This is a genomic window from Bacteroides stercoris ATCC 43183 (assembly GCF_025147325.1).
GTDB lineage: Bacteria > Bacteroidota > Bacteroidia > Bacteroidales > Bacteroidaceae > Bacteroides > Bacteroides stercoris.
This window is the reverse complement of the sequence record NZ_CP102262.1, coordinates 1,057,923-1,083,066: the sequence shown is the minus strand read 5'-3', so window position 1 is coordinate 1,083,066 and position 25,144 is coordinate 1,057,923. Positions and strand designations below refer to the sequence as shown.

The following is a 25,144-nucleotide window of genomic DNA, read 5'->3' as shown; positions in this document are numbered from 1 at the left end:
ATACATTATGGAAAAGAGTAACTACATGGCTTTCCTGCAGGAAGCGAGACAATTCATTCCGCAGGAAAGGATTTACACCGACGAACTCCGTCGGCTGGCTTGGGGAACAGATGCCGGTTTCTACCGCCTCATCCCGCAAATCGTAATCCGTTCGGAAGGAGAAGAGGAAATCTCCCGGCTGCTGAAACTTGCCGGCAGCCACAACCTGCCCGTCACTTTCCGGGCAGCAGGAACCAGCTTATCCGGACAAGCCATCAGCGACTCCATACTTATTGTAGCCGGCAAACATTGGGAAGGCTACAGCATATCTCCCGACCATGAAGAAATCACCCTGCAGCCCGGTATCATCGGGCAACGGGTCAATGAATTGCTGGCCCCTTTCGGGCGGAAATTCGCTCCCGACCCTGCCTCCGTAAAAAGCGCCATGGTGGGTGGTATCGTCATGAACAACGCTTCGGGCATGAACTGCGGTACGCATGCCAACAGCGACAAGGTGCTTCTCTCCGCCCGCATCGTACTGGCTGACGGAACGGTACTCGACACCGGCGACAGTGTAAGCCGCGCCGCATTCGAAGTGACACACCGCGATTTCATCCGGCGCATCTGCACGCTCCGCGATGAAGTGCGTGCCGACGGGAAACTGGCGGAACGCATCCGCTACAAATATTCCATAAAGAATGTAACCGGTCTGAACCTGCTCCCTTTTGTCCGCTTCGACGACCCGTTCGATATCATTGCCCATCTTATGGTGGGTTCGGAGGGAACACTCGCATTCCTCTCGCAAGTGACTATGAAAACGGAGTATGACTACCCTTGCAAGGCAAGTGCCATGCTCTACTTCAAGACCATAAAAGAAGCTTGCCGTGCTGTGGTAGCCATGAAAAAACTAACCGGCGCCAATGGTGAGTGGACCGTAAAAGGAGCAGAGCTGCTGGACTGGAAATCTCTGGCATCGGTAAGCGACCCCGTATTCCTGAAGTATAAGGGCGAAATATGTTCATCCACCCTGCCCGGCGTAGAACCGGGAGACGAAACCGGACTGACCGCCGTGCTGACCGAGACCAAAGCCCGCAGCACGGAAGAACTTCGGCAGAACATCCGTGCAATAGAACAATGCCTCTCCGCTTTCCAGACCTACACACCCGTATGCTTCACCGACAAGCCCGAAGAGTATTCAAAGTACTGGGCCATCCGCTCCGGCATCTTCCCTTCCGTGGGCGGGACGCGGAAACCGGGAACAACGTGCCTCATCGAAGATGTGGCTTTCCACATCGAGGACCTACCCGAAGCAACCGCCGAATTGCAGCAACTCATAGCCCGTCACGGCTACGAGGATGCTTGTATATACGGACATGCGCTGGAGGGGAACTACCACTTCATCCTCAATCAGTCTTTTAGCAGCGAAGCCGAAGTGAAACGCTACGAAAACCTGATGAATGATGTCAAGACACTGGTTGCGGACAAATACGACGGCTCGCTGAAGGCAGAACACGGTACGGGCAGAAACATGGCTCCTTTTGTACGCCACGAATGGGGAGATGCAGCCTACGAGGTGATGAAAGCCGTCAAAAACCTGTTCGACCCGAAAGGTCTGTTGAATCCGGGCGTTATTTTCAATGACGACCCGAAATGCCATATCAAAAATTTCAAACCGCTTCCGCTGATTCCTTTGGATGCCCAAAATCCGGCAGCCAAAGTAAACCGCTGCATCGAATGCGGCTTCTGCGAAGTGAACTGCCTGTCCTGCGGCTTCACCCTCTCCTCAAGACAGCGCATCGTACTGCAAAGGGAGATAGCCCGCCTTCAACAGAGCGGCGAAGCCCCCGAACGTCTCGCCCTGCTGGAAAAACAATACCGCTATCCTGGCAACCAGACCTGTGCCGGCGACGGTCTCTGTTCCATGTCCTGTCCTATGGGAATCAATACGGGTGACCTGACACACATCATCCGCCAGAAAGAATTGCCGCAAGGCAGCATAGGATATAAGGCCGGCAATTTCGCCGCCAATCACTTCGCCGGCATAAAAAGTGCACTGCGTCCCGTATTGGGACTTGCCAACCTCGGTCATTCCGTATTGGGAACCAAAGCGATGAGCTGCATCACCAAAGGCATGCACAACGTTCTCGGCATCCCCCTTTGGACGCCGGCAATGCCCAAAGCCTATTCAATTAAAAGTTCACAATTGACAATTGACAACGATACCCTGCGGAATAAGAACGCAGACAAAGACAGTTCGGCTAATGGTCAATTGAAAGTGGTTTATTTCCCCAGTTGCATCAACCAGACAATGGGACTGCCAAAAAAATCGCCTGTGGAGCAGGCATTGGCGAGCAAAATGATTGCCCTGTTGCAAAAAGGCGGTTACGAAGTCATCTTCCCCGAAAACATGGAAAAGCTTTGCTGCGGCACAATCTGGGAAAGCAAGGGAATGCTTGACATTGCCGACCGCAAATCTGCCGAACTGGAGGCAGCCTTGTGGAAAGCCAGCGAACAGGGCAGGTATCCTGTGCTGTGCGACCAAAGCCCGTGCCTGCACCGGATGCGCGAGACCATCCATAAAATGAAGCTTTACGAACCGGCAGAGTTCATATATACATTCCTGCGTAACAGACTGGTATTCACCCCTACCGACCGCCCTGTGGCAGTTCACATCACCTGTTCCATGCGCAAGATGGGGCTTGCCGATACGATTACAGCCTTGGCACGTCTCTGCTCATCCAAAGTCATCATACCCGAAGAAGTAGGCTGCTGCGGCTTTGCCGGCGACCGCGGCTTCACATATCCCGAACTGAACGCATACGCCCTGCGCAAACTCCGCCCCCAGATAGAAGCAGCCGGCGTAAGCATCGGATATTCCAACAGCCGTACCTGTGAAATCGGGCTGACAACCAACTCCGGTATTCCGTATGTGTCCATAGTCTACCTGGTAGATGAATGTACCCAACCCGCAACCGTTAAACTCAACAACTAACTTAACACACAAAAATCATGAGTAGTACAGTAAAAACAAACAAGCGCATCCTTGCCCTCGACATCCTTCGCGGTGTCACCATTGCAGGCATGATTATGGTTAACAACCCCGGTACATGGGCGCATATCTATGCCCCCCTGCGTCATGCGGAATGGAACGGTCTTACCCCCACCGACCTTGTATTTCCGTTCTTCATGTTCATCATGGGAATTTCCACATACATCTCTCTGAAAAAGTATAATTTCGAATTCAGCCGTGCCGCCGGCATGAAGATTCTGAAACGTACCATACTCATCTTCCTTATTGGTATGGGTATCGGCTGGTTCTCGAGGTTCTGTTATTACTGGACTTCTCCCACGGAGGGCATCGGCTTCGGCGCCCAATTGTGGGAAGCCGCATGGACATTCGACCGCATCCGTATCCTGGGTGTCATGCAGCGTCTGGCCCTCTGCTACGGTGCTACCGCTATCATTGCGCTGACCATGAAGCACCGCAACATCCCCTATCTCATTGCTACCCTACTGACAGGCTACTTCATCCTGTTGGTTTGTGGCAATGGATTTGCCTACAACGATACGAACATCCTTTCTGTTGTAGACCGTGCCATCCTTACCCCCGCACATATGTACAAGGATAACGGCATCGACCCGGAGGGCTTACTAAGCACCATCCCTGCCATAGCCCATGTACTGTTGGGCTTCTGCGTAGGCCGTATGATGCTCGAAGGAGGCAAGGCTGATGAAAGCCGTGAAAGTATGCTGAACTCGCATCTTATCAAACTGTTTTTAGCCGGTACCATCCTTACATTCGCCGGCTTCCTGCTGAGTTACGGATGCCCCATCAACAAGAAAATATGGTCGCCTACCTTCGTACTGGCTACCTGCGGATTGGCTTCCAGCTTCCTGGCGCTGCTCATCTGGATTATCGACGTGAAAGGCTATAAGAAATGGAGCCTCTTCTTCGAGTCGTTCGGTGTCAATCCTTTATTCATGTATGTGCTGGGCGGTGTGCTCGGCATTCTCTTCGGCAGCATCTGCTTCCCGTGGGGCGAAGGTAGCATCAGCATACACGGATTTCTGTACAAAGTGCTGTTAATGCCCGTATTCGGCGAAACCGGCGGTTCGCTGGCGTATGCGTTGCTGTTCGTCGGCATCAACTGGTGCATCGGCTACCAACTCTATAAACGGAAGATTTATATCAAACTATAATCGGATAAACTCAAAACAAGTAATAATATGATTCTAATAGCAGACAGTGGCTCTACAAAGACCGACTGGTGTGTTGTAGAGAACGGACAACTCATCCGGCAGATATTTACGAAAGGAACCAACCCTTTCTTTCAATCGGAAGAGGAAATCAGTAATGAGATTGCGACAGCACTGTTGCCCCGGTTAACGACCGATGCATTGGATGCTGTATATTTCTACGGTGCGGGATGCGGATTTCCCGACAAGATAGCCATGGTTCACCGTGCCATCACCAAGCATCTCCGGGTAAAGGGAGAAGTGGAAGTAAACACAGATATGCTGGCGGCAGCCCGCGGACTTTGCCAGCACGATGCCGGCATTGCCTGCATCATGGGTACAGGCTCCAACTCATGCTACTATGACGGCAAGCAGATTGTATCCAACGTATCTCCACTGGGATTCATCCTCGGAGATGAAGGCAGCGGCGCCGTATTGGGCAAGCTGCTGGTGGGCGATATTCTGAAAAACCAGATGACCCCCGAACTGAAGGAGAAGTTCCTCACGCAGTTCAACCTGACACCCGCCGATATCATCGACCGTGTATACCGCAAGCCGTTCCCCAACCGTTTTCTGGCAAGCCTCTCTCCATTCCTTGCACAGAACCTGGACGAACCCTGCATACGCACACTGGTATCGGACAGCTTCAAGGCATTCCTCAAACGTAACGTGATGCAGTACGAAAACTACCGTGAAAGCAAGGTACACTTTATCGGCTCCGTGGCTTTCTATTACAAGACGATATTGGCCGAAGCTGCCAGCGAAATGGGTATCCGGCTGGGTACGGTCATCAAGAGCCCGATGGAAGGTCTGATAGAATATCACAAGTAATCGCAAATAGTAAACCGTAAACTCGTAAATAGCCTTATGTTTGTAAAAATCTCAGAGCAACCTTCGCTCTACAACGACTTGGAAAAGAAGTCTGTCCGTGAAATACTGGAAGACATCAACAGGGAAGACCAGAAAGTGGCGCTTGCCGTACAAAAGGCAATACCGCAAATAGAAAAATTAGTAACACAAATCGTACCCCGCATGAAACAGGGCGGACGCATTTTCTATATGGGCGCCGGCACAAGCGGCCGCCTTGGCGTACTCGACGCCTCCGAAATACCACCGACATTCGGCATGCCGCCTACCTTGATTATCGGCCTGATAGCCGGCGGAGACACCGCCCTACGTAATCCCGTGGAAAATGCGGAAGACGACATGCAACGCGGCTGGGAAGAGCTGGTAGAACGCAATATTACGGACAAGGATACGGTTATCGGCATAGCGGCATCCGGCACAACCCCCTACGTTATCGGTGCGCTGCACGAAGCCCGCGAGCATGGCATCCTGACGGCTTGCATCACCAGCAATCCCGATTCGCCAATGGCTGCGGAATCCGATGTACCTATCGAGATGATTGTAGGACCTGAATACGTTACGGGAAGCTCGCGCATGAAGTCGGGTACAGGACAGAAGATGATTCTGAATATGATTACCACTTCCGTAATGATACAGTTGGGCCGTGTGAAAGGCAACAAGATGGTGAATATGCAGCTCAGCAACAAGAAACTGGTGGACCGCGGCACGCGTATGCTGGTCGAGGAACTGGGGCTTGACTACGGAAAAGCCAAGGCGCTCCTGCTGATGCACGGCTCGGTGAAGAAAGCGGCAGACGCTTACCGGGCCAAAGAATGACAATTGGCAGATTCACTACAGAGCACACAGAGATCTCACCCGGTTTTCAGACAGAAGAACAAAAGAACGGAAGAACAGACTCTGCCTTGCCGCATGCGGCATCTTCCGCACTGTTTATGTTCCCGGTTCTTCTGTCCGAAAATCCACTTATAGCAAACAAAATATGAAAACACTTACCAGTATCCTTGTACTTCTGTTCGGTCTGCAGGCAGCCACCGCACAGCCTTTGCAGCGGGTAGCTCCCGAACAGGCGGGACTGGATTCCCGCAAACTGATGTATGCCGATGAAGCCATTGAAACGGCCATCGCCGGCAAAGAGATTCCCGGCGCCGTACTTGCAGTGGTACGTAACGGTAAAATGGCCTATCTGAAGGCATACGGCAACAAACGGATTTATCCGGACACGGAACCTATGACCGTAAATACCGTTTTCGATATGGCATCCTGCAGCAAGTCCATATCCACAGCCGTATGCACCATGATTCTGGCAGAACGCGGAAAAATACGCCTGCTCGACCCTGTAAGCCGCTACATCCCCGACTTCAAGGACTGGGAGAGCGAAGACGGAAAAGACAAAAAGGTAATCCGCATAGCCGATTTGCTGACACACAGTTCCGGACTCCCGCCTTATGCCTCGGCTGCGGAGCTGGAACAGAAATACGGTTCTCCCAACCCGGCAGGGCTAATGGAGTACATCGCCGGATGCAAACGCGATTTCAAGCCGCAAACCGGCTTTCAGTACAGTTGCCTAAACTTCATCACCCTGCAACACATCATAGAGGCCGTCAGCGAACAATCCTTGCGCGACTTTGCCCGTGAAAACGTCTTCGACGTACTGGGTATGAAGCATACCGATTATCTCCCTTGCCTACGCGACAAGAACGGCAAGTGGATAAATACCGTTCCTCTACCGGAGAACATTGCTCCGACAGAGAAACAACCCGACGGACAGGTTCTTTGCGGACAGGTGCACGACCCGCTTGCACGCATTCTCAACGGCGGCATCAGCGGCAATGCAGGCGTATTCTCCTGCGCCGAAGATATTGCCATACTTTGCGCCGCCCTGCAAAATGGCGGAGAGTGGAACGGACATCGCATTCTCAGCCCGCAAGGCGTAAAGACCATGCGCACCGTACCCCGTGCTACAGCAGATCTGGGTCGCTCCCCGGGTTGGGATGTATGTAGCCCCTACGCATCCAATGCCGGCGATTTCTTCGGTCCGAATACCTACGGGCATACGGGTTACACCGGTACATCTGTCGTAATCGACCCCGACAATGACACGTCCGTAATCCTGCTGACTAACGCCGTGCATCCGGAAGACGGACACAGCGTGGTACGCCTGCGTTCACTGGTAGCCAACGCAGTGGCAGCCTCTCTGTATCCCGCTCCGCGCACATATACGGACCATTATTACAAACGTTTTCTCCAGTTCATGGACGAACCAGCCATCGGCAGCAAAGATATAGTCATGCTGGGCAACAGCCTGACGGAAAACGGTGGTGACTGGGCCGCCCGCCTTGGCAACAAGCACGTACGCAACCGCGGCATCATCGGCGATGAGGTAATGGGTGTGTACGACCGCCTGCACCAGATATTGCCAGGACAACCTGCCAAACTATTCCTGCTTATCGGTGTGAACGATGTTTCGCACGACCTGACAGCCGACAGCATCGCCGGTATGATTCGCATGACGGTAGAGCGCATCCGGAAAGAGTCTCCCGACACCAGGCTTTACCTGCAAAGCCTGCTTCCTATCAACGAAAGTTTCGGCCGTTATAAAAGACTGGCAGGCAAGACAAATATGATACCCGAAATCAACAAACAACTGGAAGCACTTGCCAAAGAAAAGGGCCTGACGTACATTAATCTCTTCCCTTTATTCACCGAGAAAGGAAGCAATGTATTACGTGCCGATTTGACAACAGACGGATTACACCTGAAAGAAGAAGGCTATAAAATATGGGCGAAAGCCCTCAGGAAAAAGATTTAGAAAAGACACATGACACGCATATAAACGGAAAAAGGTGATAAAGAACAAACTTTACCACCTTTTCTGTTTTTTATATCCAATCAATCAGTCTGCAATTCCTTCCAAACATACATCAAAGGTCAATGACGTATAACCGGGAATATCACCGGATGAACTACCGCTTGCACCATATCCGCTCTGCCAGGGAATATACAGCATCCAACGCTCACCGACCCGCATATATTGCAAAGCCCATGTCCAGCCTGCAATAACTTTGGATACCACAAATTCGGAAGGAGAATTAAACGCCGTAGGCCATTTGGATTCGGGAGAGTTTTCGGACAAGGGATCTGATAAAGGCAACGGAATTTCGCGGTCTGTCGCTCCGAAACCGTCAAAATTGCCATCGAACTCTTCTCCAGTAATGAAAGTACCACGATAGAAAACGCTTACCTTTTCCGTGAACAACGGGTATGCCCCGCTATCTGTTTTCCACAACTTCTTGCAATACACATACTGAGGACGTAAAGTACCATTGACCCCGGTACCGCTGGTCGGCACGGATATGGCATACAACGTGCCAATCTCCATCTTTTCGGCATCTTCAAGCGAAGCCACGATATTATCGCCGGTCTTACCTTTAATGGAATCAATAAAAGCTTCATTACGCGGTACCCAGTTATCATATTTTCCGGCCTCCTCCACTTCTTCGCAAGCCACAAACGCACCTGCTATGAACAGCAAGAAGGGTAAAAACAAAAGGAACGGTCTCTTCATCTGATTATAAATTACGGGATTACTATTATTCGGCATTTGTCTCCCGACATTCAGGGCACAGCTTTTTCGCTACGCTCTGAACGGCAGTGACAAACAAAATACATTTTATCTTATTGCAGCGTTTTCAGCAAAGACGTAATGCTTACGCGGTCTGCAATAATATTGTTCAGTTCGGAGATAGCCACACGCTCCTGCTGCATCGTATCGCGGTTGCGCAGCGTTACGCAGTTATCTTCCAACGTCTGGTGGTCTACGGTTACACAGTATGGCGTACCGATAGCGTCCTGACGGCGGTAGCGCTTGCCGATGCTGTCTTTCTCGTCGTACTGGCAATGGAAGTGGAACTTCAGGTCGTTGATAATCTCACGAGCCTTTTCGGGCAGACCGTCCTTCTTCACCAGCGGCATAACCGCCAGTTTCACCGGAGCCAGCGCAGCAGGCAATTTCAGCACCACGCGGGTTTCTCCGTTCTCCAACTGCTCCTCACAATAAGAAGCCGACATGATGCTAAGGAACATACGGTCTACGCCGATAGAGGTTTCGATAACGTACGGAGTATAGCTTTCATTGGTTTCCGGGTCAAAGTACTTGATGTTCTTGCCGGAGAATTTCTCGTGCTGGGACAAATCGAAGTTGGTGCGGCTATGGATACCCTCTACTTCCTTAAAGCCGAACGGCATCAGGAACTCGATGTCGGTAGCGGCATTTGCATAGTGGGCCAGTTTGTCGTGGTCGTGATAGCGGTAATGGTCGTCGCCGAATCCCAGCGCCTTATGCCATTTCAAACGGGTTTCCTTCCAAGTCTTGAACCAGTCGAGCTCAGTGCCCGGTTTTACAAAGAACTGCATTTCCATCTGCTCGAACTCGCGCATACGGAAGATGAACTGGCGCGCAACGATTTCGTTACGGAAAGCCTTACCGATTTGTGCGATGCCGAAAGGAATCTTCATACGTCCTGTCTTCTGCACGTTCAGATAGTTCACAAAAATACCCTGAGCCGTTTCCGGACGGAGGTAAACCTTCATCGCACCTTCCGAAGTGGAACCCATTTCGGTAGTGAACATCAGGTTGAACTGGCGGACTTCCGTCCAGTTTTTCGTACCGCTGATAGGGCAAACGATTTCTTCGTCCAAGATTATTTGGCGAAGCTCTTCAAGATTGTTGTCGTTCAGCGCTTTGGCAAAACGTTCGTGCAAAGCGTCTCGCTTGGCCTGATGCTCCAGTACGCGGGCGTTCGTGCTGCGGAACTGTGCTTCATCGAAAGCCTCACCGAAACGCTTGGCGGCCTTCGCCACTTCCTTGTTTATCTTGTCGTCATACTTGGCGAGCTGGTCTTCAATCAATACATCGGCACGATAACGCTTCTTCGAGTCGCGGTTATCAATCAAGGGGTCGTTGAACGCATCCACGTGTCCGCTTGCTTTCCAGATTGTAGGGTGCATAAAGATAGCCGAGTCGATGCCTACGATGTTTTCGTGCAGCAGCACCATGCTCTGCCACCAGTATTGTTTGATGTTATTTTTCAGTTCCACACCCATCTGACCGTAATCGTATACGGCTCCCAGTCCGTCATAGATGTCGCTGGAAGGGAACACGAATCCGTATTCCTTGCAGTGTGATACGAGTTTCTTAAAAACGTCTTCCTGTGCCATTTTTTATTGTATCTTAATTAATTTGAAATCTTTGTTCAGTTAAAAAGCGCCACAAAGATAGGGATTTATCTTATATGTAGGGCAACGGGGGTATTAATTTATCTTATTCTTCGCCCGTCTTTTGATTCTTGTCCGCCCGCCGCATTGCAGGCGTCAACTGACTTTCGGGAACATACAGACTGAAAGGTATCCTAAACGGTTGTACCTCTTTCAAACGTGCAGTCAGCCCGCGGTCTGCCACAAAATACACGCGTGAGAGCTTCACCTTGCCGGGCATCACCTGTTCCGGGCGGTCAAACCCGGGGCTGGTAAGAGCGGTCTGGAACGTCCCCAGGTTGGGAATGGTCACCGACTGTCCCATGCTGAGAATATCCTCAATCGTATCTCCCAATTCCGACAGGATACCCATAATCATCCCCTGTGGAAAATGGCTGCGCTTGGACAGCAGTTCCGCCAGTTTCGTTAAATCCACTCCGCCGCGTTCCTGCAATTTCTTCTGAACGGCGTACCATTGTTCCTTCCTCTTGCCGGACGATAAGTCCGCTTTCTTTCTTACCAGATAGGGTATAGTCATGACAGTACCATTAATTTTTCACGTTAGTATTATAAACATGTACGACACCCGGGTGTCAGCACATCCGACACCCGGGTCTCAGTATGTCCGACATCCGGGTGTCGGTATGTTCAACACCCGGGTGTCGTACATACCAAACCGGCTGTAAAGATAAACTTTTATTGCGAATAAAGAAAATCAGAAACGACTTCCTTGCTCCTTTTTTAATGCAATTTGCCTGTTTTCCCGATAAATTTCGTATTTTTGCCTGCAACTGCCCAACCGGCGGTTATTCATGAATAGACAACTCCCGAACAAATATGAGCGAAGACTTTGAAGGAACAAAAGATGATTTGGATAAAGAACTCCCGAAGGGGAGCGAAGGGCATTCGGATTATAAACCTGCGGATACCAATGATGCAAACGTCAAGCACCAACTGAGCGGCATGTATCAGAACTGGTTCCTGGATTATGCCTCGTACGTAATCCTGGAACGTGCCGTACCCCACATCATGGACGGACTGAAACCCGTGCAACGGCGTATCCTGCACTCCATGCGGCGTATGGAAGACGGACGCTATAACAAGGTGGCAAACATCGTGGGACACACCATGCAGTTTCACCCGCACGGTGATGCCAGCATCGGTGACGCACTGGTGCAACTCGGCCAGAAGGATTTGCTCATCGACTGCCAGGGAAACTGGGGGAATATTCTTACGGGAGACAGCGCAGCCGCCCCCCGTTACATCGAAGCGCGCCTTTCCAAATTTGCACTCGATGTGGTGTTCAACCCCAAAACAACCGAATGGAAACTGTCGTACGACGGACGAAACAAGGAACCGGTGACGCTGCCCGTCAAATTCCCCTTGCTGCTGGCACAGGGTGTGGAAGGTATTGCCGTGGGGCTTTCTTCCAAAATATTACCGCATAACTTCAATGAACTTTGCGACGCATCCGTAAAATACCTGCATAAGGAAGAATTCAAGCTCTATCCCGATTTCCAGACAGGCGGCAATATTGATGTATCGAAGTACAATGACGGTGAACGCGGTGGAGCCGTACGGGTACGTGCCAAGATTGAAAAGGTGGATAACAAAACACTCGTCATCCGCGAGATACCTTACGGAAAAACGGTAGCCAGTGTCTGTGATTCTATCGTTAAAGCAAGCGAAAAGGGAAAAATCAAGATAAAGAAAGTAGAAGACCTTACTTCCGGAAGCGTGGAGATATTAGTCCACCTCGCACCCGGCGTATCATCGGACAAGACGATTGATGCACTTTACGCCTTTACGGATTGTGAAGTCAGCATCTCGCCCAACTGCTGCGTCATCGACGAGCAGAAACCGCACTTCCTCACCGTAAGCGATGTACTGAAGAAGTCGGTGGACAACACTTTGGCCTTATTGCGCCGGGAACTGGAAATACGCAGGAACGAGATACTGGAAAGCCTGCACTTCTCATCGCTGGAGAAAATATTCATCGAAGAACGTATCTACAAGGATAAGGAATTTGAACAGGCCAAGAACATGGATGCCGCCTGCGAACACATCGACGAACGGCTGACACCTTATTATCCCACGTTTATCCGTGAGGTGTCCAAAGAGGATATCCTCAAGCTGATGGAGATAAAAATGGCGCGTATCCTCAAGTTCAACTCCGACAAGGCAGAAGAGCTGATTGCCCGCATGAAAGCGGACATCGAGGAGATAGACCGCCACCTGGCAAATATCGTGGAATATACGGTGGACTGGTTCCGCATGCTGAAAGAGAAATACGGCAAAGCCTTCCCGCGCCGTACCGAATTACGCAACTTCGACACCATCGACTCTACCAAAGTGGTGGAAGCCAATGAAAAACTGTACATCAACCGCGAAGAGGGTTTCATCGGTACCGGCCTGAAGAAAGATGAATTCATAGCCAACTGCTCCGACCTCGATGATGTTATCATCTTCTTCCGCGACGGACGTTACATCATCACTCCGGTAGCAGACAAGAAATTCGTAGGCAAGAACATACTCTATGCCAATGTCTTCAAGAAGAACGACAAACGTACCATCTACAACGTTGTCTACCGCGACGGGAAAGAAGGCACGCATTATATCAAGCGTTTCGCCGTGACTTCCGTAGTGCGCGACCGCGAATACGACGTGACACAGGGCACACCCGACTCACGCATCGTGTATTTCACAGCCAATCCCAACGGTGAGGCCGAAATCATCAAAGTGACGCTCAAGCCCAATCCGCGCATACGCCGCATTATCTTCGAAGAAGATTTCAGCCAGATAAACATCAAAGGACGTCAGGCCATGGGTAATATACTTACCCGTAACCCGGTTCATAAGATAGCCCTGAAGCAGCGCGGCGGTTCCACATTGGGCGGACGGAAAGTATGGTTCGACCAAGATGTCCTGCGCCTCAACTACGACAGCCGCGGAGAATACCTCGGTGAGTTCCAAAGCGACGAGCAAATCCTGATAGTGCTGAACAACGGCGAGTTCTACACCAGCAATTTCGATGTGAACAACCACTACGAAGACAATATACGGGTATTGGAGAAATATGACCCGAACAAGGTGTGGACGGCAGTCCTTTATGATGCCGACCAGCAGGGGTATCCGTACATCAAGCGATTCTGCTTTGAAGCAAGCAGCCGCAAGCAGAACTACCTGGGCGAAAACAAGAATAACCGCCTCATCCTGCTGACCGATGAATACTATCCCCGACTGGAAGTCGTATTCGGCGGGCATGACAAATTCCGCGAACCGCTGGTGGTCGATGCAGACGAATTTATCGCCGTAAAAGGTTTCAAGGCAAAAGGCAAGCGACTGACTACCTATACGCTGGATACTATCAACGAGTTAGAACCTACCCGCCAACCGGAAACTCCGCAAATCCCGGAAAGCAAGAATGAGGAAGAACCCGAAATTCTGGACCCGGACCACGGAAAGAGTGAAAGCGACATACTGGACGAGCTGACCGGACAAATGAAATTGTTCTCCGATAATGATGACAGCAAGGAACATGAAACTACCTAAACCGATAATACCGGTTATCTGTACGGTACTGCTGTTATGCAGCAGTGCCATGCAGGCACAGCTTCCCGCCACAGCGGAAGGTTTGGAACAGAGCCGCCTCGTAACCCGCGCCACCATGTACGGCGTAGGTCTTACGAATGTATTCGACACTTATCTGTCTCCCCAGGAATACACCGGTATTGATTTCCGCGTCTCGCGCGAAAGCATGCGCATGACCAGATGGATGGATGGCAGGCTCTCCCTACAGAGTTTCTTTCAGGCCGATTTGGGATATACCCGCAACAAAGCGGATAACAACAATACATTCTCCGCACTGGCAAACTGGAACTACGGCCTGCACTACAACTTCCCCATTACAGACAATTTCAAGTTGCTCGCCGGCGGTCTTGCCGACCTGAACGGCGGTTTTGTCTACAACCTACGCAATACCAACAATCCGGCATCGGCACGCGCCTATATCAATCTGGACGTATCGGGCATGGCCATCTGGAACTTACGCATAAAGAACTATCCGCTGACACTGCGCTACCAGGTCAATCTGCCGTTAATGGGCGTTATGTTCTCACCGCACTACGGGCAATCCTATTACGAAATCTTCTCGTTGGGCAACAGCAGCGGAGTGGTGAAATTCACCTCATTGCACAACCAGCCGTCACTGCGGCAAATGCTTACGGCAGACTTTCCGGTGGGACGTGCCAAAATGCGTTTCGCTTATATATGGGACGCGCAGCAGTCACACGTGAACGATATAAAGACACACACCTACTCGCACGTATTCATGGTGGGATTCGTGAAGGAGCTGTATTTATTGAAAAACAAGAGAAAGAAATAAAGAAGCGGAGTGATAAATGAAGAATGACAAGATGGTAAGGTTTCTGAAAAATATAATGGTTCTGATTGCCGTGCTTCCTTTGCTGGGCAGTTGCATCCGCGAAGACGAAGTTGCCAATTCTCCGCAGGGAAACTTTGAGGCCCTCTGGAAGATTATCGACGAGCAGTACTGCTTCCTGGAATACAAACAGATAGACTGGGATGCCATACACGACGAATACAGCAGGCTGATTACCGGCAGCATGAGCAGCGAAGGCCTGTTTGAAGTATTGGGAAATATGCTGAACGAACTGCAGGACGGGCATGTAAACTTAGCTTCCGCCCACAATGTTTCGTATTACGATGCCTGGTATCAGGACTATCCGCGCAACTTCCGCGAAGACATTGTGGAAGACTTCTATCTGGGCAAGGCGAGTACCGACTACCGCACTGCCGCAGGTATCAAGTACAAGATATTCGAAGACAACATCGGCTATATGCGTTACGAGAGTTTCTCTTCGGGCATAGGCAACGGAAACCTGGATGAGATACTCTCCTATCTTGCCCCATGCAGCGGACTTATCATTGACGTACGCAACAATGGCGGCGGCAACGTAACCAACTCCGAACGCATCGCCGCCCGTTTCACCAACGAGAAAGTGCTGACCGGGTATATCCGCCACAAAACCGGCAAGGGACATAATGATTTCTCCGAGCCCTACCCCATAGAACTGGAACCCAGCAACAGCATACGTTGGCAAAAGAAAACAGTAGTGCTGACCAACCGCCGCTCCTACAGCGCAACCAACGATTTCGTCAATCAGATGAGCTGTCTGCCCAATGTCACTATCATGGGTGACAAAACCGGTGGCGGCTCCGGCATGCCTTTCACTTCCGAACTGCCTAACGGATGGACAGTACGCTTCTCCGCCAGCCCGCATTTCAACGCCGACATGGAGCAGATAGAATGGGGAATAGAGCCCGACATCAAAGTCAATATGGACGAAGCGGATGAAGCAAAGCATATAGACACTATCATCGAAAAAGCCCGGGCTTTCCTTAAAGGGGAATGGACTCCGGCAGTCAGCGAATAACTTTCTTTGAACTTTTACTTGTAAAACCAAGAAAACTTCTTATCTTTGCACCGCTTAACGGGAAAATCCCTTGCGGGTGTGGCGTAATTGGCAGCCGCGCCAGACTTAGGATCTGGTGCCGTGAGGCGTGTAGGTTCGAGTCCTATCACCCGCACTGATTACCTTATAAAAGACAAAAAAGAAGATGTATCGGATACATCTTCTTTTTTTTTTAGATACAAGGGACTGCGAAGCGCCCGCAGAAGCCTTCCGGATTATGTTAAAAACCGGAGATATACAAAACGTCCAAATCTTTTTTGCATTCCGATTGTTTCAGAGGAAACAATCAAGTTAGTTATCCACTAAAAATTTATGCAATGAAGAAAAAACCTAAACATTCTATGGAGAAAGCCTTCTGGCTGAAAAATCTATTTCTGATAGCATGTTTGCTCTTTACGGCAACTCCCGGTTTCTCTCAAAACAAGACAGTGACCGGTACGGTGACCGACGCTACGGGCGAACCGCTCATCGGAGCATCCGTGCTGCAACAAGGCACTTCCAATGGTGTCATTACGGACATTGACGGAAAGTATTCCATCCAAGTGCCGCCCGAAGCCACTTTGGAGTTTTCCTACGTAGGCATGGTAAAGCAAGCCGTCAAAGTAGGCAACCGGAGTGTTATCGACGTGCAGATGAACGACGATTCACAGATGCTTGCCGAAACGGTCGTCATCGGGTACGGCAGCGCCAAGAAACGCGACCTCACCGGGTCTATCACCAACATAAAAGGCGATGAGATTGCCAACAAACCCGTAGTCAACCCCGTAGCCGCCCTGCAGGGAAAGATAGCCGGCGTACAGGTTATCAATTCCGGCAAGGCAGGAGCAGACCCTGAAATACGCGTGCGCGGTACAAACTCCATTAACGGCTACAAACCGCTGTATGTAGTAGACGGCCTGTTCAATGACAATATCAACTTCCTCAATCCGCAGGACATCGAGTCCATGGAAATCCTGAAAGACCCGTCGTCCCTCGCCATCTTCGGCGTGCGCGGCGCCAACGGTGTCATCATCATCACCACCAAGAAAGCCAAAGAAGGACAGACGCGCATCAATATCAACGGCTCGTTCGGCTTCAAGCGTGTAACGGACAAGATTGCAATGGTCGACGCCGCCGGGTTCAAGGAACTCTACAACGAACAGTTGAGAAATGAAGGCAATCCCGAATTTGATTTCACCCCGTGGACGGGCAATACCGACTGGCAGGATGAAATCTTCCAGACCGGATTTATCACCAACAACAATGTCAGCATTACGGGCGCTTCCGCCAGGCACAGCTTCTACCTCGGCGCCGGTTATGCCTACGAACAAGGCAATATCAAGCACGAGAAGTACAGCAAGGTCACACTGAACATAAGCAACGACTATAAAGTTACGGATAACTTCAAAGTAGGCTTCCAGTTCAACGGCGCACGCATACTGCCCGCCGATACAAAAAGTGTGGCAACAGCTCTCCGCGCAGCCCCGGTAGCCCCCGTATACAATGCCGAATACGGCTTGTACACCACCCTGCCCGGCTTCCAGAAAGCGCAGATGAACAACCCTATGGTGGATGTGGACTTGAAAGCCAATACCACCCGTGCGGAAAACTACCGCGCATCGGGCAATGTATACGGCCAATGGGACTTCCTGAAAAACTTCCAGTTCAAAGTAATGTATTCCATGGACTATGCTTCCAACAGCAGCCGCACCTACACGCCTGTTATCAACGTATTCGACAGCAGCGTGGAAGGCAACGTCGTGACCCTCGGCAACGGTAAGACCGGCGTGAAACAATCCAAGGAAACCGAAGCCAAAGTACAAAGCGACTACCTGCTGACCTACACCAATACCTGGGGCGACCACAGCCTGACCGCCACCGCCGGCTTCACCACCTATTACAACAAGCTGGAGATGCTGGGCGGAGAACGTACGCAGGGCGTAGGTCTGGTTATCCCCGATAATCCCGACAAGTGGTACATCAGCATCGGCGATGCGGCAACAGCCACCAACGAGAGCAAGCAATGGGAGCGCAGTACCGTATCCATGCTGGGACGTGTGCTCTATAACTACAAAGGCAGATACCTGTTCAACGGTTCGTTCCGCCGCGACGGTTCCTCCGCATTCTCCTACACCGGAAATCAGTGGCAGAATTTCTACTCCGTCGGCGCAGGCTGGCTGATGTCCGAAGAGGAGTTCATGAAAGACATCACCTGGTTGGATATGTTGAAGCTGAAAGGCTCGTGGGGTACGCTCGGCAATCAGAATCTGGACAAGGCCTATCCTGCCGAACCGTTGCTCACCAATGCCTATTCCGCCGTATTCGGCAAGCCATCCGCCATCTATCCGGGCTACCAGTTGTCCTACCTGCCCAATCCCCGTCTCCGCTGGGAAAAGGTGGAAGCCTGGGAAGCGGGTGCAGAAGCCAACTTCTTCCGCAACCGCCTGCACTTCGAGGGTGTATATTACAAGAAAACCACCAAAGACCTGCTGGCGGAAGTTCCGGGCATCTCCGGCACGGTGCCGGGCATCGGTAACCTCGGTTCCATAGAGAACAAAGGCGTGGAACTCGCCATCGACTGGCGCGACCGGATTGGCGACTGGGGCTATAGCGCAGGCTTCAACCTCACTACCATCAAGAACAAGGTATTGAGCCTTGTACAGGAGGGTTACTCGATTATCGCAGGCGACAAGAGCCAGAGTTACACAATGGCCGGCTATCCCATCGGTTACTTCTACGGTTACAAGGTAGAGGGCGTGTACCAGACGGACGAAGAAATAGCCCGGTCGCCCAAGAATACCCTGGCCACCGTGACTCCGGGCGACCTGAAATTCAAGGACGTGAACGATGACGGTGAAATCACCACTGCCGACCGTACCCTGATAGGCGACCCTACCCCGAATGTCACTTACGGCATCGCCCTCGGCGTAAGCTATAAGAACTGGGAGCTCGGCATCGACATGATGGGACAAGGCGGTAACCAGATATTCCGTACCTGGGACAACTACAACTGGAGCCAGTTCAACTTCATGGAACAACGCATGGACCGCTGGCACGGACCGGGCACAAGCAATACCCAACCCTTGCTCAACACGAAGCATACCATCAACAATATGAATTCCGAGTACTACATCGAAGACGGCAGCTTCTTCCGCATCCGCAACGTACAGTTGGCGTATAACTTCGACAAGACCCTGATATCCAGAATCGGTATGCAGGCCCTGAAGCTCTACGTCAACATCCAGAACCTGAAAACCTGGAAACACAATACCGGTTACACTCCCGAACTGGGCGGTACGGCCATTGCTTTCGGCGTAGACGACGGCAGCTATCCGATGCCTGCCATTTATACATTCGGCTTTAATCTGACATTCTAAAAACAATTCACCGCAGAGCACACAACCCGGTGTCTGCTGCGATGAACCAAAAAATAATAATCATGAAACTGAAACATAAGATTCTAACTCTGATAGCAGGTACACTCACCACCTTTGCCCTGACATCCTGCAACGACTTCCTCGACCGCGACCCGCTGGGGCAGTTCACCGAAGACGATGCTCCCAACGCCCTTATCGGCGGAAAGATGTACAACGTATATTACCTGATGCGCAGCTATAACATCACTGCCGGAATACCCGCCTTCATGATACACATGGTACGCAGCGAGGACTCCGAAAAAGGCAGCGATGCCGGCGACGGCGCCGACCAGGCAGCCATGTGGGACGACTTCCAGTATACAGCCTCCAACGGTACGCTCAGTGCCTATTGGGGACAGAACTATAAAATCATCTACCAGTGCAACGAAATCCTCGACGACCTGGAGAACAGCGGAAACAAGGATGATTTGGAGAATGTACGTACCAAAGGCGAAGCCCTGTTCTTCCGCGCCTACTGCTACTTCAACCTTGTACGTGCCTGGGGAGAGGTGCCGCTGGTAACATTCAAAGTGAAAGAAGCATCCGACGCCAACCGACCCAAAAGTGATGTGAACGAGATATACGAACAGATAGACAAGGACCTGACCGAAGCCGAGAAATGCCTGCCGCTGACATGGACTTCCGAATACACCGGACGCATCACCTGGGGAGCCGCCCGCTCACTGCACGCCCGCACCTACATGATGCGCAACGACTGGGACAATATGTACGACGCTTCCACCGAAGTCATCAAGTCCGGCCTCTACAACCTGAACACACCCGTAGATAAAGTCTTCACCGTTGAGGGCGAGAACTGCGGCGAAAGCGTGTTCGAACTGCAATGCGAATCGACCGATGCCCTGAAAAACAGTGATGTCATCGGAAGTCAGTTCTGCCAGGTACAAGGCGTGCGCGGCGCAGGCGATTGGGACCTCGGTTGGGGCTGGCATATGGGTACTGCGCTGTTAGGCGGGGCATTCGAACCCGGTGACCCTCGCAAAGATGCCACCCTGCTTTATTTCCGCCGGAGCATCAGCGACCCTGTCACTCCGGAAAATACCAACAAGCCTTACGGTGAATCTCCCGTATCCACCGCTATGGGGGCTTACTTCAACAAAAAGGCGTATACCGAACCCGAACTGCGTAAGAAATATACCAAAGACGGTTTTTGGGTAAACATCCGCATCATCCGCTACCCGGACGTATTGCTGATGGCTGCCGAAGCCGCCAACGAGAAAGGTATTCCGGGAGAGGCTATCGATTATCTGGAGCAGGTCCGCGCCCATGCACGCGGTGCGGACAGCAGCATACTGCCCAAAGTCACGTCTACTGACCAAAGCACACTGCGTGATGCCATTCGCCACGAACGCCGCGTTGAGTTGGCATTGGAACCCGACCGTTTCTACGACCTCGTGCGCTGGGGTATTGCCAAAGAGGTGCTTCAAGCTGCCGGAAAGAACTATCAGGACAAGAATGCCTTGCTGCCATTGCCGCAAGAAGAAATTGACAAATCGAACGGGGTGCTGAAACAGAATCCTGATTATTAACGATAATTAGTGGTTAGCGATTAGTGATTAATACCATACGGCATGATAATGCACCTAAGGCTGAAAGCTTTTTATCTACAAGCCCGGGGTAATATACCCCGGGTATAAAAAGTCCTCTATGACTTGTGCTCTGTTAGGACAAATGATTTATACACAAGGAATTCGCCTTTATAGAGTGCATATTAATACATCTGTAATATGAAAGTGTGTCAAAACCAAGATTCGCTTACTATTGATTTCTTTTTAGGTACAGATTACACAGAAAACACAGATTTTCTTTATTCTTTTTCCGTGAAATCCGTGTAATCCGTGCCTAAAAGAAATCGTCAAGTGTATTTTGACACACTTCTCTTGAAGATAAAAGCCTTTCAGGCTTTCACTTAGAAAGACCTATATGCATTATCCATGCTTAAAAAGTATCTATAAAAGCATATGCAAAAACATGTGTAAAGAACCGTATTAGAAAATACATATTAAAAGAAACATATTATGAAGAAGTTTTTCAAAAGAACCGGTCTGCTACTTGCAGCCGCCTTTATAGGCGCCGCCGCCATGCAGGCGCAGAAATCTCCTCAAGACATGGACCGCTTTATCGATGCTCTGATGAAGCGAATGACCGTAGAGGAGAAAATAGGGCAATTGAACCTGCCCGTTACCGGTGAAATCACTACCGGGCAAGCCAAAAGCAGTGACGTAGCCAAGAAAATCGAGCAAGGGCTCGTCGGCGGACTTTTCAACCTGAAAGGAGTGGACAAGATACGCGACGTGCAAAAGCTGGCAGTGGAAAACTCCCGTCTGGGCATTCCCCTGCTCTTCGGCATGGATGTGATACACGGTTACGAAACCATCTTCCCCATCCCTCTGGGGCTTTCCTGCACCTGGGATATGGCAGCCATTCGGGAATCCGCACGTATTGCCGCCATCGAAGCCAGTGCCGACGGCATCTCCTGGACATTCAGTCCGATGGTGGACATCAGCCGCGACCCGCGTTGGGGACGTGTCAGCGAAGGCAGTGGCGAAGACCCTTTCCTTGGCGGAGCAATTGCCAAAGCGATGGTATACGGTTATCAGGGAGCCAACCTCTCCGACCAGCTCAAGCGCAACGATGAAATCCTTGCCTGCGTCAAGCACTTCGCCCTCTACGGGGCAGGCGAAGCGGGCCGCGACTACAACACGGTAGACATGAGCCGCAACCGCATGTTCAACGAATATATGTACCCCTATGAGGCCGCCGTAGAGGCAGGTGTGGGCAGTGTAATGGCGTCTTTCAACGAGATAGACGGCGTACCTGCCACAGCCAACAAATGGCTGATGACCGATGTGCTTCGCAAGCAATGGGGCTTCAACGGCTTTGTAGTGACCGACTTTACCGGCATATCCGAGATGACAGAACATGGCATCGGCGACCTGCAAGCAGTTTCCGCCCGTGCCCTCAATGCCGGGGTAGATATGGATATGGTGAGCGAAGGATTTGTGGGCACGCTCAAAAAGTCCGTCATGTCGGGCAAGGTAAGCATGAAGACCCTCGACACGGCCTGCCGCCGCATCCTCGAAGCCAAGTACAAGCTGGGACTCTTTGACAATCCCTACAAATACTGCGACCCGGAGCGTCCCGCACGCGACATCTTCACCAAAGAGCACCGCGCCGCCGCACGCCGCATTGCCGCCGAGAGCTTCGTATTGCTGAAGAACGACAGCATCGGGCTACATCCCGGCTCTCTGCCCCAACCGCTGCTCCCGCTGAAAAAAGAAGGAACCGTAGCCGTTATCGGTCCCTTGGGCAACACACGCAGCAATATGCCCGGCACATGGAGCGTAGCCGCCCGCCTCAACGACTATCCTTCCTTGTATGAGGGACTGAAAGAGATGATGTCCGGCAAAGTGAACGTCACATACGCCAAAGGCAGCAACCTCATCGGCGACGCCGCCTACGAAGAACGCGCCACCATGTTCGGTCGCTCCCTGAACCGGGACAACCGTACAGACAAAGAACTGCTGGACGAAGCCCTGAAAACAGCCGCCGGTGCAGACGTTATCATAGCCGCACTCGGCGAATCTTCCGAAATGAGCGGCGAAAGCTCCAGTCGTACCAATCTCGACCTGCCCGATGTGCAGCGCTCGCTGCTGGAAGCCCTGCTGAAGACGGGCAAGCCCGTAGTGCTCACCCTCTTCACCGGACGTCCGCTGACGCTGACCTGGGAGCAGGCGAACGTACCCGCCATACTGAACGTATGGTTTGGCGGAAGCGAAGCCGCCTATGCCATCGGCGACGTATTGTTCGGAGATGTCAACCCCAGCGGAAAGCTGACGATGACTTTCCCGAAGAATGTAGGGCAAATACCTCTGTTCTACAACCACAAGAATACCGGACGCCCGCTACAGGCAGGCAAATGGTTCGAGAAGTTCCGCAGCAACTACCTGGATGTGGACAACGAGCCGCTTTATCCCTTTGGATACGGCTTGTCCTACACCACTTTCCGGTACAGTGACATTGCTCTGAGTACCCCGTCGATGGGACAGGACGGTTCCATAACCGCCGCAGTCACCGTTACCAACACCGGTAAACGGGACGGAGCCGAAGTCGTACAGCTATACATCCGCGACCTTGTAGGAAGTATCACCCGTCCCGTGCGCGAATTGAAGGGCTTCGAAAAAATCTTCCTGCGCGCCGGCGAAAGCAAGACCGTTTCCTTCAAGATTACTCCGGAGCTGCTACGCTTCTATGATTACGACCTGAACCACGTAGCCGAACCTGGAGATTTCGACCTTTTCATCGGTGGAAGCAGTCAGGCTGCCAGGACGGCTCGTATTACCTTGAAGTAAACCCACGGTTTCTCCTGAGGATACTGACAGTTTCGCCAAAGGAAACGCGCAGTTCCCTCAGGGGAAACCGAAATTTCCCACTAAGGAAACGGGAGTTTCTCCCTAAGGGAACGGGCGTTTCCTTACGGGGAAACAGAATTCTCCCAACAGTATATAAATCATTGCACGTAAAACAGAATGAAATCAGTAAACCTATATATCCCGCTTCTCCTGCTGTTGTTCCTTGCAGGAGCCTGCGGTACAAAGAAATCCGACGGTGCATCCGGAGCATTGAGCGACGACGCCCTGCTGGACACCGTACAACACCGGACCTTCAATTACTTCTGGGACGGAGCCGAACCCAACAGCGGACTGGCACGCGAACGCATCCACATGGACGGCGTATATCCCGAAAACGACCAAAACGTAGTGACATCCGGCGGCAGCGGTTTCGGCATCATGGCAGTGCTTGCCGGTATCCACCGGGGCTACGTCACCCGTGAAGAAGGCCTGGCACGTATGGAACGCATCGTTTCTTTCCTCGAAACCGCCGACCGCTTTCACGGCGCCTACCCCCACTGGTGGTATGGCGATACGGGACGGATAAAGCCTTTCGGACAAAAAGACAATGGCGGCGACCTCGTAGAAACCGCTTTCATCATGCAGGCTCTCCTTGCCGTACACCAATACTATGCAGGCGGCAATCCGCAAGAGAAAGCCCTCGCCGCCCGTATCGACAAGCTATGGCGGGATGTAGACTGGAACTTCTACCGCCAGGGCGACCAAAACGTACTCTACTGGCATTGGAGCCCCGAATACGGCTGGGAAATGAACTTCCCCGTACACGGCTACAACGAGTGCCTCATCATGTACATCCTTGCCGCCGCCTCGCCTACGCATGGCGTGCCCGCCGCCGTATACCACGAAGGTTGGGCGCAGAACGGCGCCATCGTCAGTCCGCATAAGGTAGAGGGTATCGAACTGCATCTGCGGTATCAGGGCACGGAAGCCGGTCCTCTGTTCTGGGCACAGTACTCGTTCCTGGGACTCGACCCCAACGGGCTGAAAGACGAGTATTGCCCCGATTACTTCGGCGAAATGCGTAACCTCACGCTTGTGAACCGCGCCTACTGCATCCGTAACCCCAAACATTACAAAGGCTTCGGACCGGACTGCTGGGGACTGACCGCCAGCTACTCCACAGACGGGTATGCCGCCCACTCGCCCAACGAGCGCGACGACCGGGGAGTCATCGCTCCCACCGCCGCCCTTTCGTCCATCGTATATACACCGGAGTATTCGCTGCAAGTGATGCGCCACCTTTACGACATGGGTGACAAGGTGTTCGGCCCTTACGGATTCTACGACGCTTTCAGCGAAACGGACAACTGGTATCCGCAACGTTATCTTGCCATCGACCAGGGGCCGATAGCCGTCATGATTGAGAATTACCGCAGCGGACTGCTCTGGAAACTCTTCATGAGCCATCCGGACGTACAGCAGGGATTGCGGAAGTTAGGATTCCAATTGAGTTCTGACACCCCCATTTCCGCTTCATAACCGGAATTGC

Annotated in this window: 15 protein-coding genes and 1 tRNA gene; 13 read left to right on the top strand and 3 right to left on the bottom strand. The window is 51.7% G+C overall.

All coding sequences use genetic code 11. The features are described 5' to 3' along the window. The first annotated feature begins 7 nt into the window (after nucleotides 1–7). The 5 genes from NQ565_RS04465 to NQ565_RS04445 all read left to right on the top strand — a co-directional run bounded on the left by NQ565_RS04465 (nucleotide 8) and on the right by NQ565_RS04445 (nucleotide 7,891). The gene (locus NQ565_RS04465; protein ID WP_005656193.1) at nucleotides 8–2,971 is read left to right on the top strand and encodes an FAD-binding and (Fe-S)-binding domain-containing protein; all 2,964 of its coding nucleotides are present in this window, start codon (nucleotides 8–10) and stop codon (nucleotides 2,969–2,971) included. 17 nt (nucleotides 2,972–2,988) lie between these two features. After that, nucleotides 2,989–4,179, top strand: coding sequence for an acyltransferase family protein (locus tag NQ565_RS04460; protein WP_005656192.1), 1,191 nt, complete (start codon nucleotides 2,989–2,991; stop codon nucleotides 4,177–4,179). Nucleotides 4,180–4,206: 27 nt separating this feature from the next. Continuing rightward, entirely contained in the window at nucleotides 4,207–5,046 is an 840-nt protein-coding gene (locus NQ565_RS04455; RefSeq protein ID WP_005656190.1) for a BadF/BadG/BcrA/BcrD ATPase family protein, read from the top strand. Nucleotides 5,047–5,082: 36 nt separating this feature from the next. Further along, nucleotides 5,083–5,898, top strand: a complete 816-nt coding sequence (gene murQ, locus NQ565_RS04450) for an N-acetylmuramic acid 6-phosphate etherase (RefSeq protein ID WP_005656188.1) — start codon at nucleotides 5,083–5,085, stop codon at nucleotides 5,896–5,898. A 163-nt stretch (nucleotides 5,899–6,061) separates the two neighbouring features. Then, nucleotides 6,062–7,891 (top strand): serine hydrolase, encoded by a 1,830-nt coding sequence (locus tag NQ565_RS04445; RefSeq protein ID WP_005656184.1) that lies wholly within the window; start codon nucleotides 6,062–6,064, stop codon nucleotides 7,889–7,891. A gap of 84 nt (nucleotides 7,892–7,975) precedes the next feature. Here NQ565_RS04445 and NQ565_RS04440 read toward each other — a convergent pair whose 3' ends face one another. The 3 genes from NQ565_RS04440 to NQ565_RS04430 form a co-directional block, all read right to left on the bottom strand. After that, nucleotides 7,976–8,647 carry an FKBP-type peptidyl-prolyl cis-trans isomerase gene (locus NQ565_RS04440; protein WP_016661119.1) on the bottom strand — a complete coding sequence of 224 codons (672 nt, stop codon included), beginning with the start codon at nucleotides 8,645–8,647 and terminating at the stop codon, nucleotides 7,976–7,978. 110 nt (nucleotides 8,648–8,757) lie between these two features. Continuing rightward, nucleotides 8,758–10,299 carry a glycine--tRNA ligase gene (locus NQ565_RS04435; protein ID WP_005656181.1) on the bottom strand — a complete coding sequence of 514 codons (1,542 nt, stop codon included), beginning with the start codon at nucleotides 10,297–10,299 and terminating at the stop codon, nucleotides 8,758–8,760. A 103-nt stretch (nucleotides 10,300–10,402) separates the two neighbouring features. After that, a complete protein-coding gene (locus NQ565_RS04430) occupies nucleotides 10,403–10,873 on the bottom strand; it encodes an HU family DNA-binding protein (RefSeq protein WP_005656180.1) in 471 nt (156 codons plus the stop codon). 299 nt (nucleotides 10,874–11,172) lie between these two features. Here NQ565_RS04430 and NQ565_RS04425 point away from each other — a divergent pair, with 299 nt between their 5' ends. From NQ565_RS04425 to NQ565_RS04390, 8 genes are all read left to right on the top strand, one after another. After that, the gene (locus NQ565_RS04425) at nucleotides 11,173–13,887 is read left to right on the top strand and encodes a DNA gyrase/topoisomerase IV subunit A (RefSeq protein ID WP_005656178.1); all 2,715 of its coding nucleotides are present in this window, start codon (nucleotides 11,173–11,175) and stop codon (nucleotides 13,885–13,887) included. Beyond that, nucleotides 13,874–14,719 carry a DUF3316 domain-containing protein gene (locus tag NQ565_RS04420; RefSeq protein ID WP_005656176.1) on the top strand — a complete coding sequence of 282 codons (846 nt, stop codon included), beginning with the start codon at nucleotides 13,874–13,876 and terminating at the stop codon, nucleotides 14,717–14,719. The genes NQ565_RS04425 and NQ565_RS04420 overlap by 14 nt, the downstream gene beginning before the upstream one ends. A gap of 16 nt (nucleotides 14,720–14,735) precedes the next feature. Next, entirely contained in the window at nucleotides 14,736–15,791 is a 1,056-nt protein-coding gene (locus NQ565_RS04415; RefSeq protein ID WP_005656174.1) for a S41 family peptidase, read from the top strand. Nucleotides 15,792–15,863: 72 nt separating this feature from the next. Further along, nucleotides 15,864–15,945, top strand: a tRNA-Leu gene (locus tag NQ565_RS04410). 202 nt (nucleotides 15,946–16,147) lie between these two features. Then, a complete protein-coding gene (locus tag NQ565_RS04405; protein WP_005656172.1) occupies nucleotides 16,148–19,186 on the top strand; it encodes a SusC/RagA family TonB-linked outer membrane protein in 3,039 nt (1,012 codons plus the stop codon). Nucleotides 19,187–19,248: 62 nt separating this feature from the next. Next, the gene (locus NQ565_RS04400) at nucleotides 19,249–20,772 is read left to right on the top strand and encodes a RagB/SusD family nutrient uptake outer membrane protein (protein WP_040316051.1); all 1,524 of its coding nucleotides are present in this window, start codon (nucleotides 19,249–19,251) and stop codon (nucleotides 20,770–20,772) included. A gap of 489 nt (nucleotides 20,773–21,261) precedes the next feature. Next, nucleotides 21,262–23,595: a beta-glucosidase BglX gene (gene bglX, locus NQ565_RS04395; RefSeq protein WP_005656167.1), complete on the top strand. Its 2,334-nt coding sequence runs from the start codon at nucleotides 21,262–21,264 to the stop codon at nucleotides 23,593–23,595. A gap of 177 nt (nucleotides 23,596–23,772) precedes the next feature. Beyond that, the gene (locus tag NQ565_RS04390; RefSeq protein ID WP_005656165.1) at nucleotides 23,773–25,134 is read left to right on the top strand and encodes a glucoamylase family protein; all 1,362 of its coding nucleotides are present in this window, start codon (nucleotides 23,773–23,775) and stop codon (nucleotides 25,132–25,134) included. The last annotated feature ends 10 nt before the right edge of the window (nucleotides 25,135–25,144 follow it).

Coding starts and splice junctions, on each gene's coding strand:
- NQ565_RS04390 (WP_005656165.1), top strand. CDS start 23,773: ATGAAATCAGTAAACCTATATATCCCGCTTCTCCTGCTGTTGTTCCTT.
- NQ565_RS04430 (WP_005656180.1), bottom strand. CDS start 10,873: ATGACTATACCCTATCTGGTAAGAAAGAAAGCGGACTTATCGTCCGGC.
- NQ565_RS04455 (WP_005656190.1), top strand. CDS start 4,207: ATGATTCTAATAGCAGACAGTGGCTCTACAAAGACCGACTGGTGTGTT.
- NQ565_RS04400 (WP_040316051.1), top strand. CDS start 19,249: ATGAAACTGAAACATAAGATTCTAACTCTGATAGCAGGTACACTCACC.
- NQ565_RS04465 (WP_005656193.1), top strand. CDS start 8: ATGGAAAAGAGTAACTACATGGCTTTCCTGCAGGAAGCGAGACAATTC.
- NQ565_RS04440 (WP_016661119.1), bottom strand. CDS start 8,647: ATGAAGAGACCGTTCCTTTTGTTTTTACCCTTCTTGCTGTTCATAGCA.
- NQ565_RS04435 (WP_005656181.1), bottom strand. CDS start 10,299: ATGGCACAGGAAGACGTTTTTAAGAAACTCGTATCACACTGCAAGGAA.
- NQ565_RS04415 (WP_005656174.1), top strand. CDS start 14,736: ATGAAGAATGACAAGATGGTAAGGTTTCTGAAAAATATAATGGTTCTG.
- bglX (WP_005656167.1), top strand. CDS start 21,262: ATGAAGAAGTTTTTCAAAAGAACCGGTCTGCTACTTGCAGCCGCCTTT.
- murQ (WP_005656188.1), top strand. CDS start 5,083: ATGTTTGTAAAAATCTCAGAGCAACCTTCGCTCTACAACGACTTGGAA.
- NQ565_RS04405 (WP_005656172.1), top strand. CDS start 16,148: ATGAAGAAAAAACCTAAACATTCTATGGAGAAAGCCTTCTGGCTGAAA.
- NQ565_RS04425 (WP_005656178.1), top strand. CDS start 11,173: ATGAGCGAAGACTTTGAAGGAACAAAAGATGATTTGGATAAAGAACTC.
- NQ565_RS04445 (WP_005656184.1), top strand. CDS start 6,062: ATGAAAACACTTACCAGTATCCTTGTACTTCTGTTCGGTCTGCAGGCA.
- NQ565_RS04460 (WP_005656192.1), top strand. CDS start 2,989: ATGAGTAGTACAGTAAAAACAAACAAGCGCATCCTTGCCCTCGACATC.
- NQ565_RS04420 (WP_005656176.1), top strand. CDS start 13,874: ATGAAACTACCTAAACCGATAATACCGGTTATCTGTACGGTACTGCTG.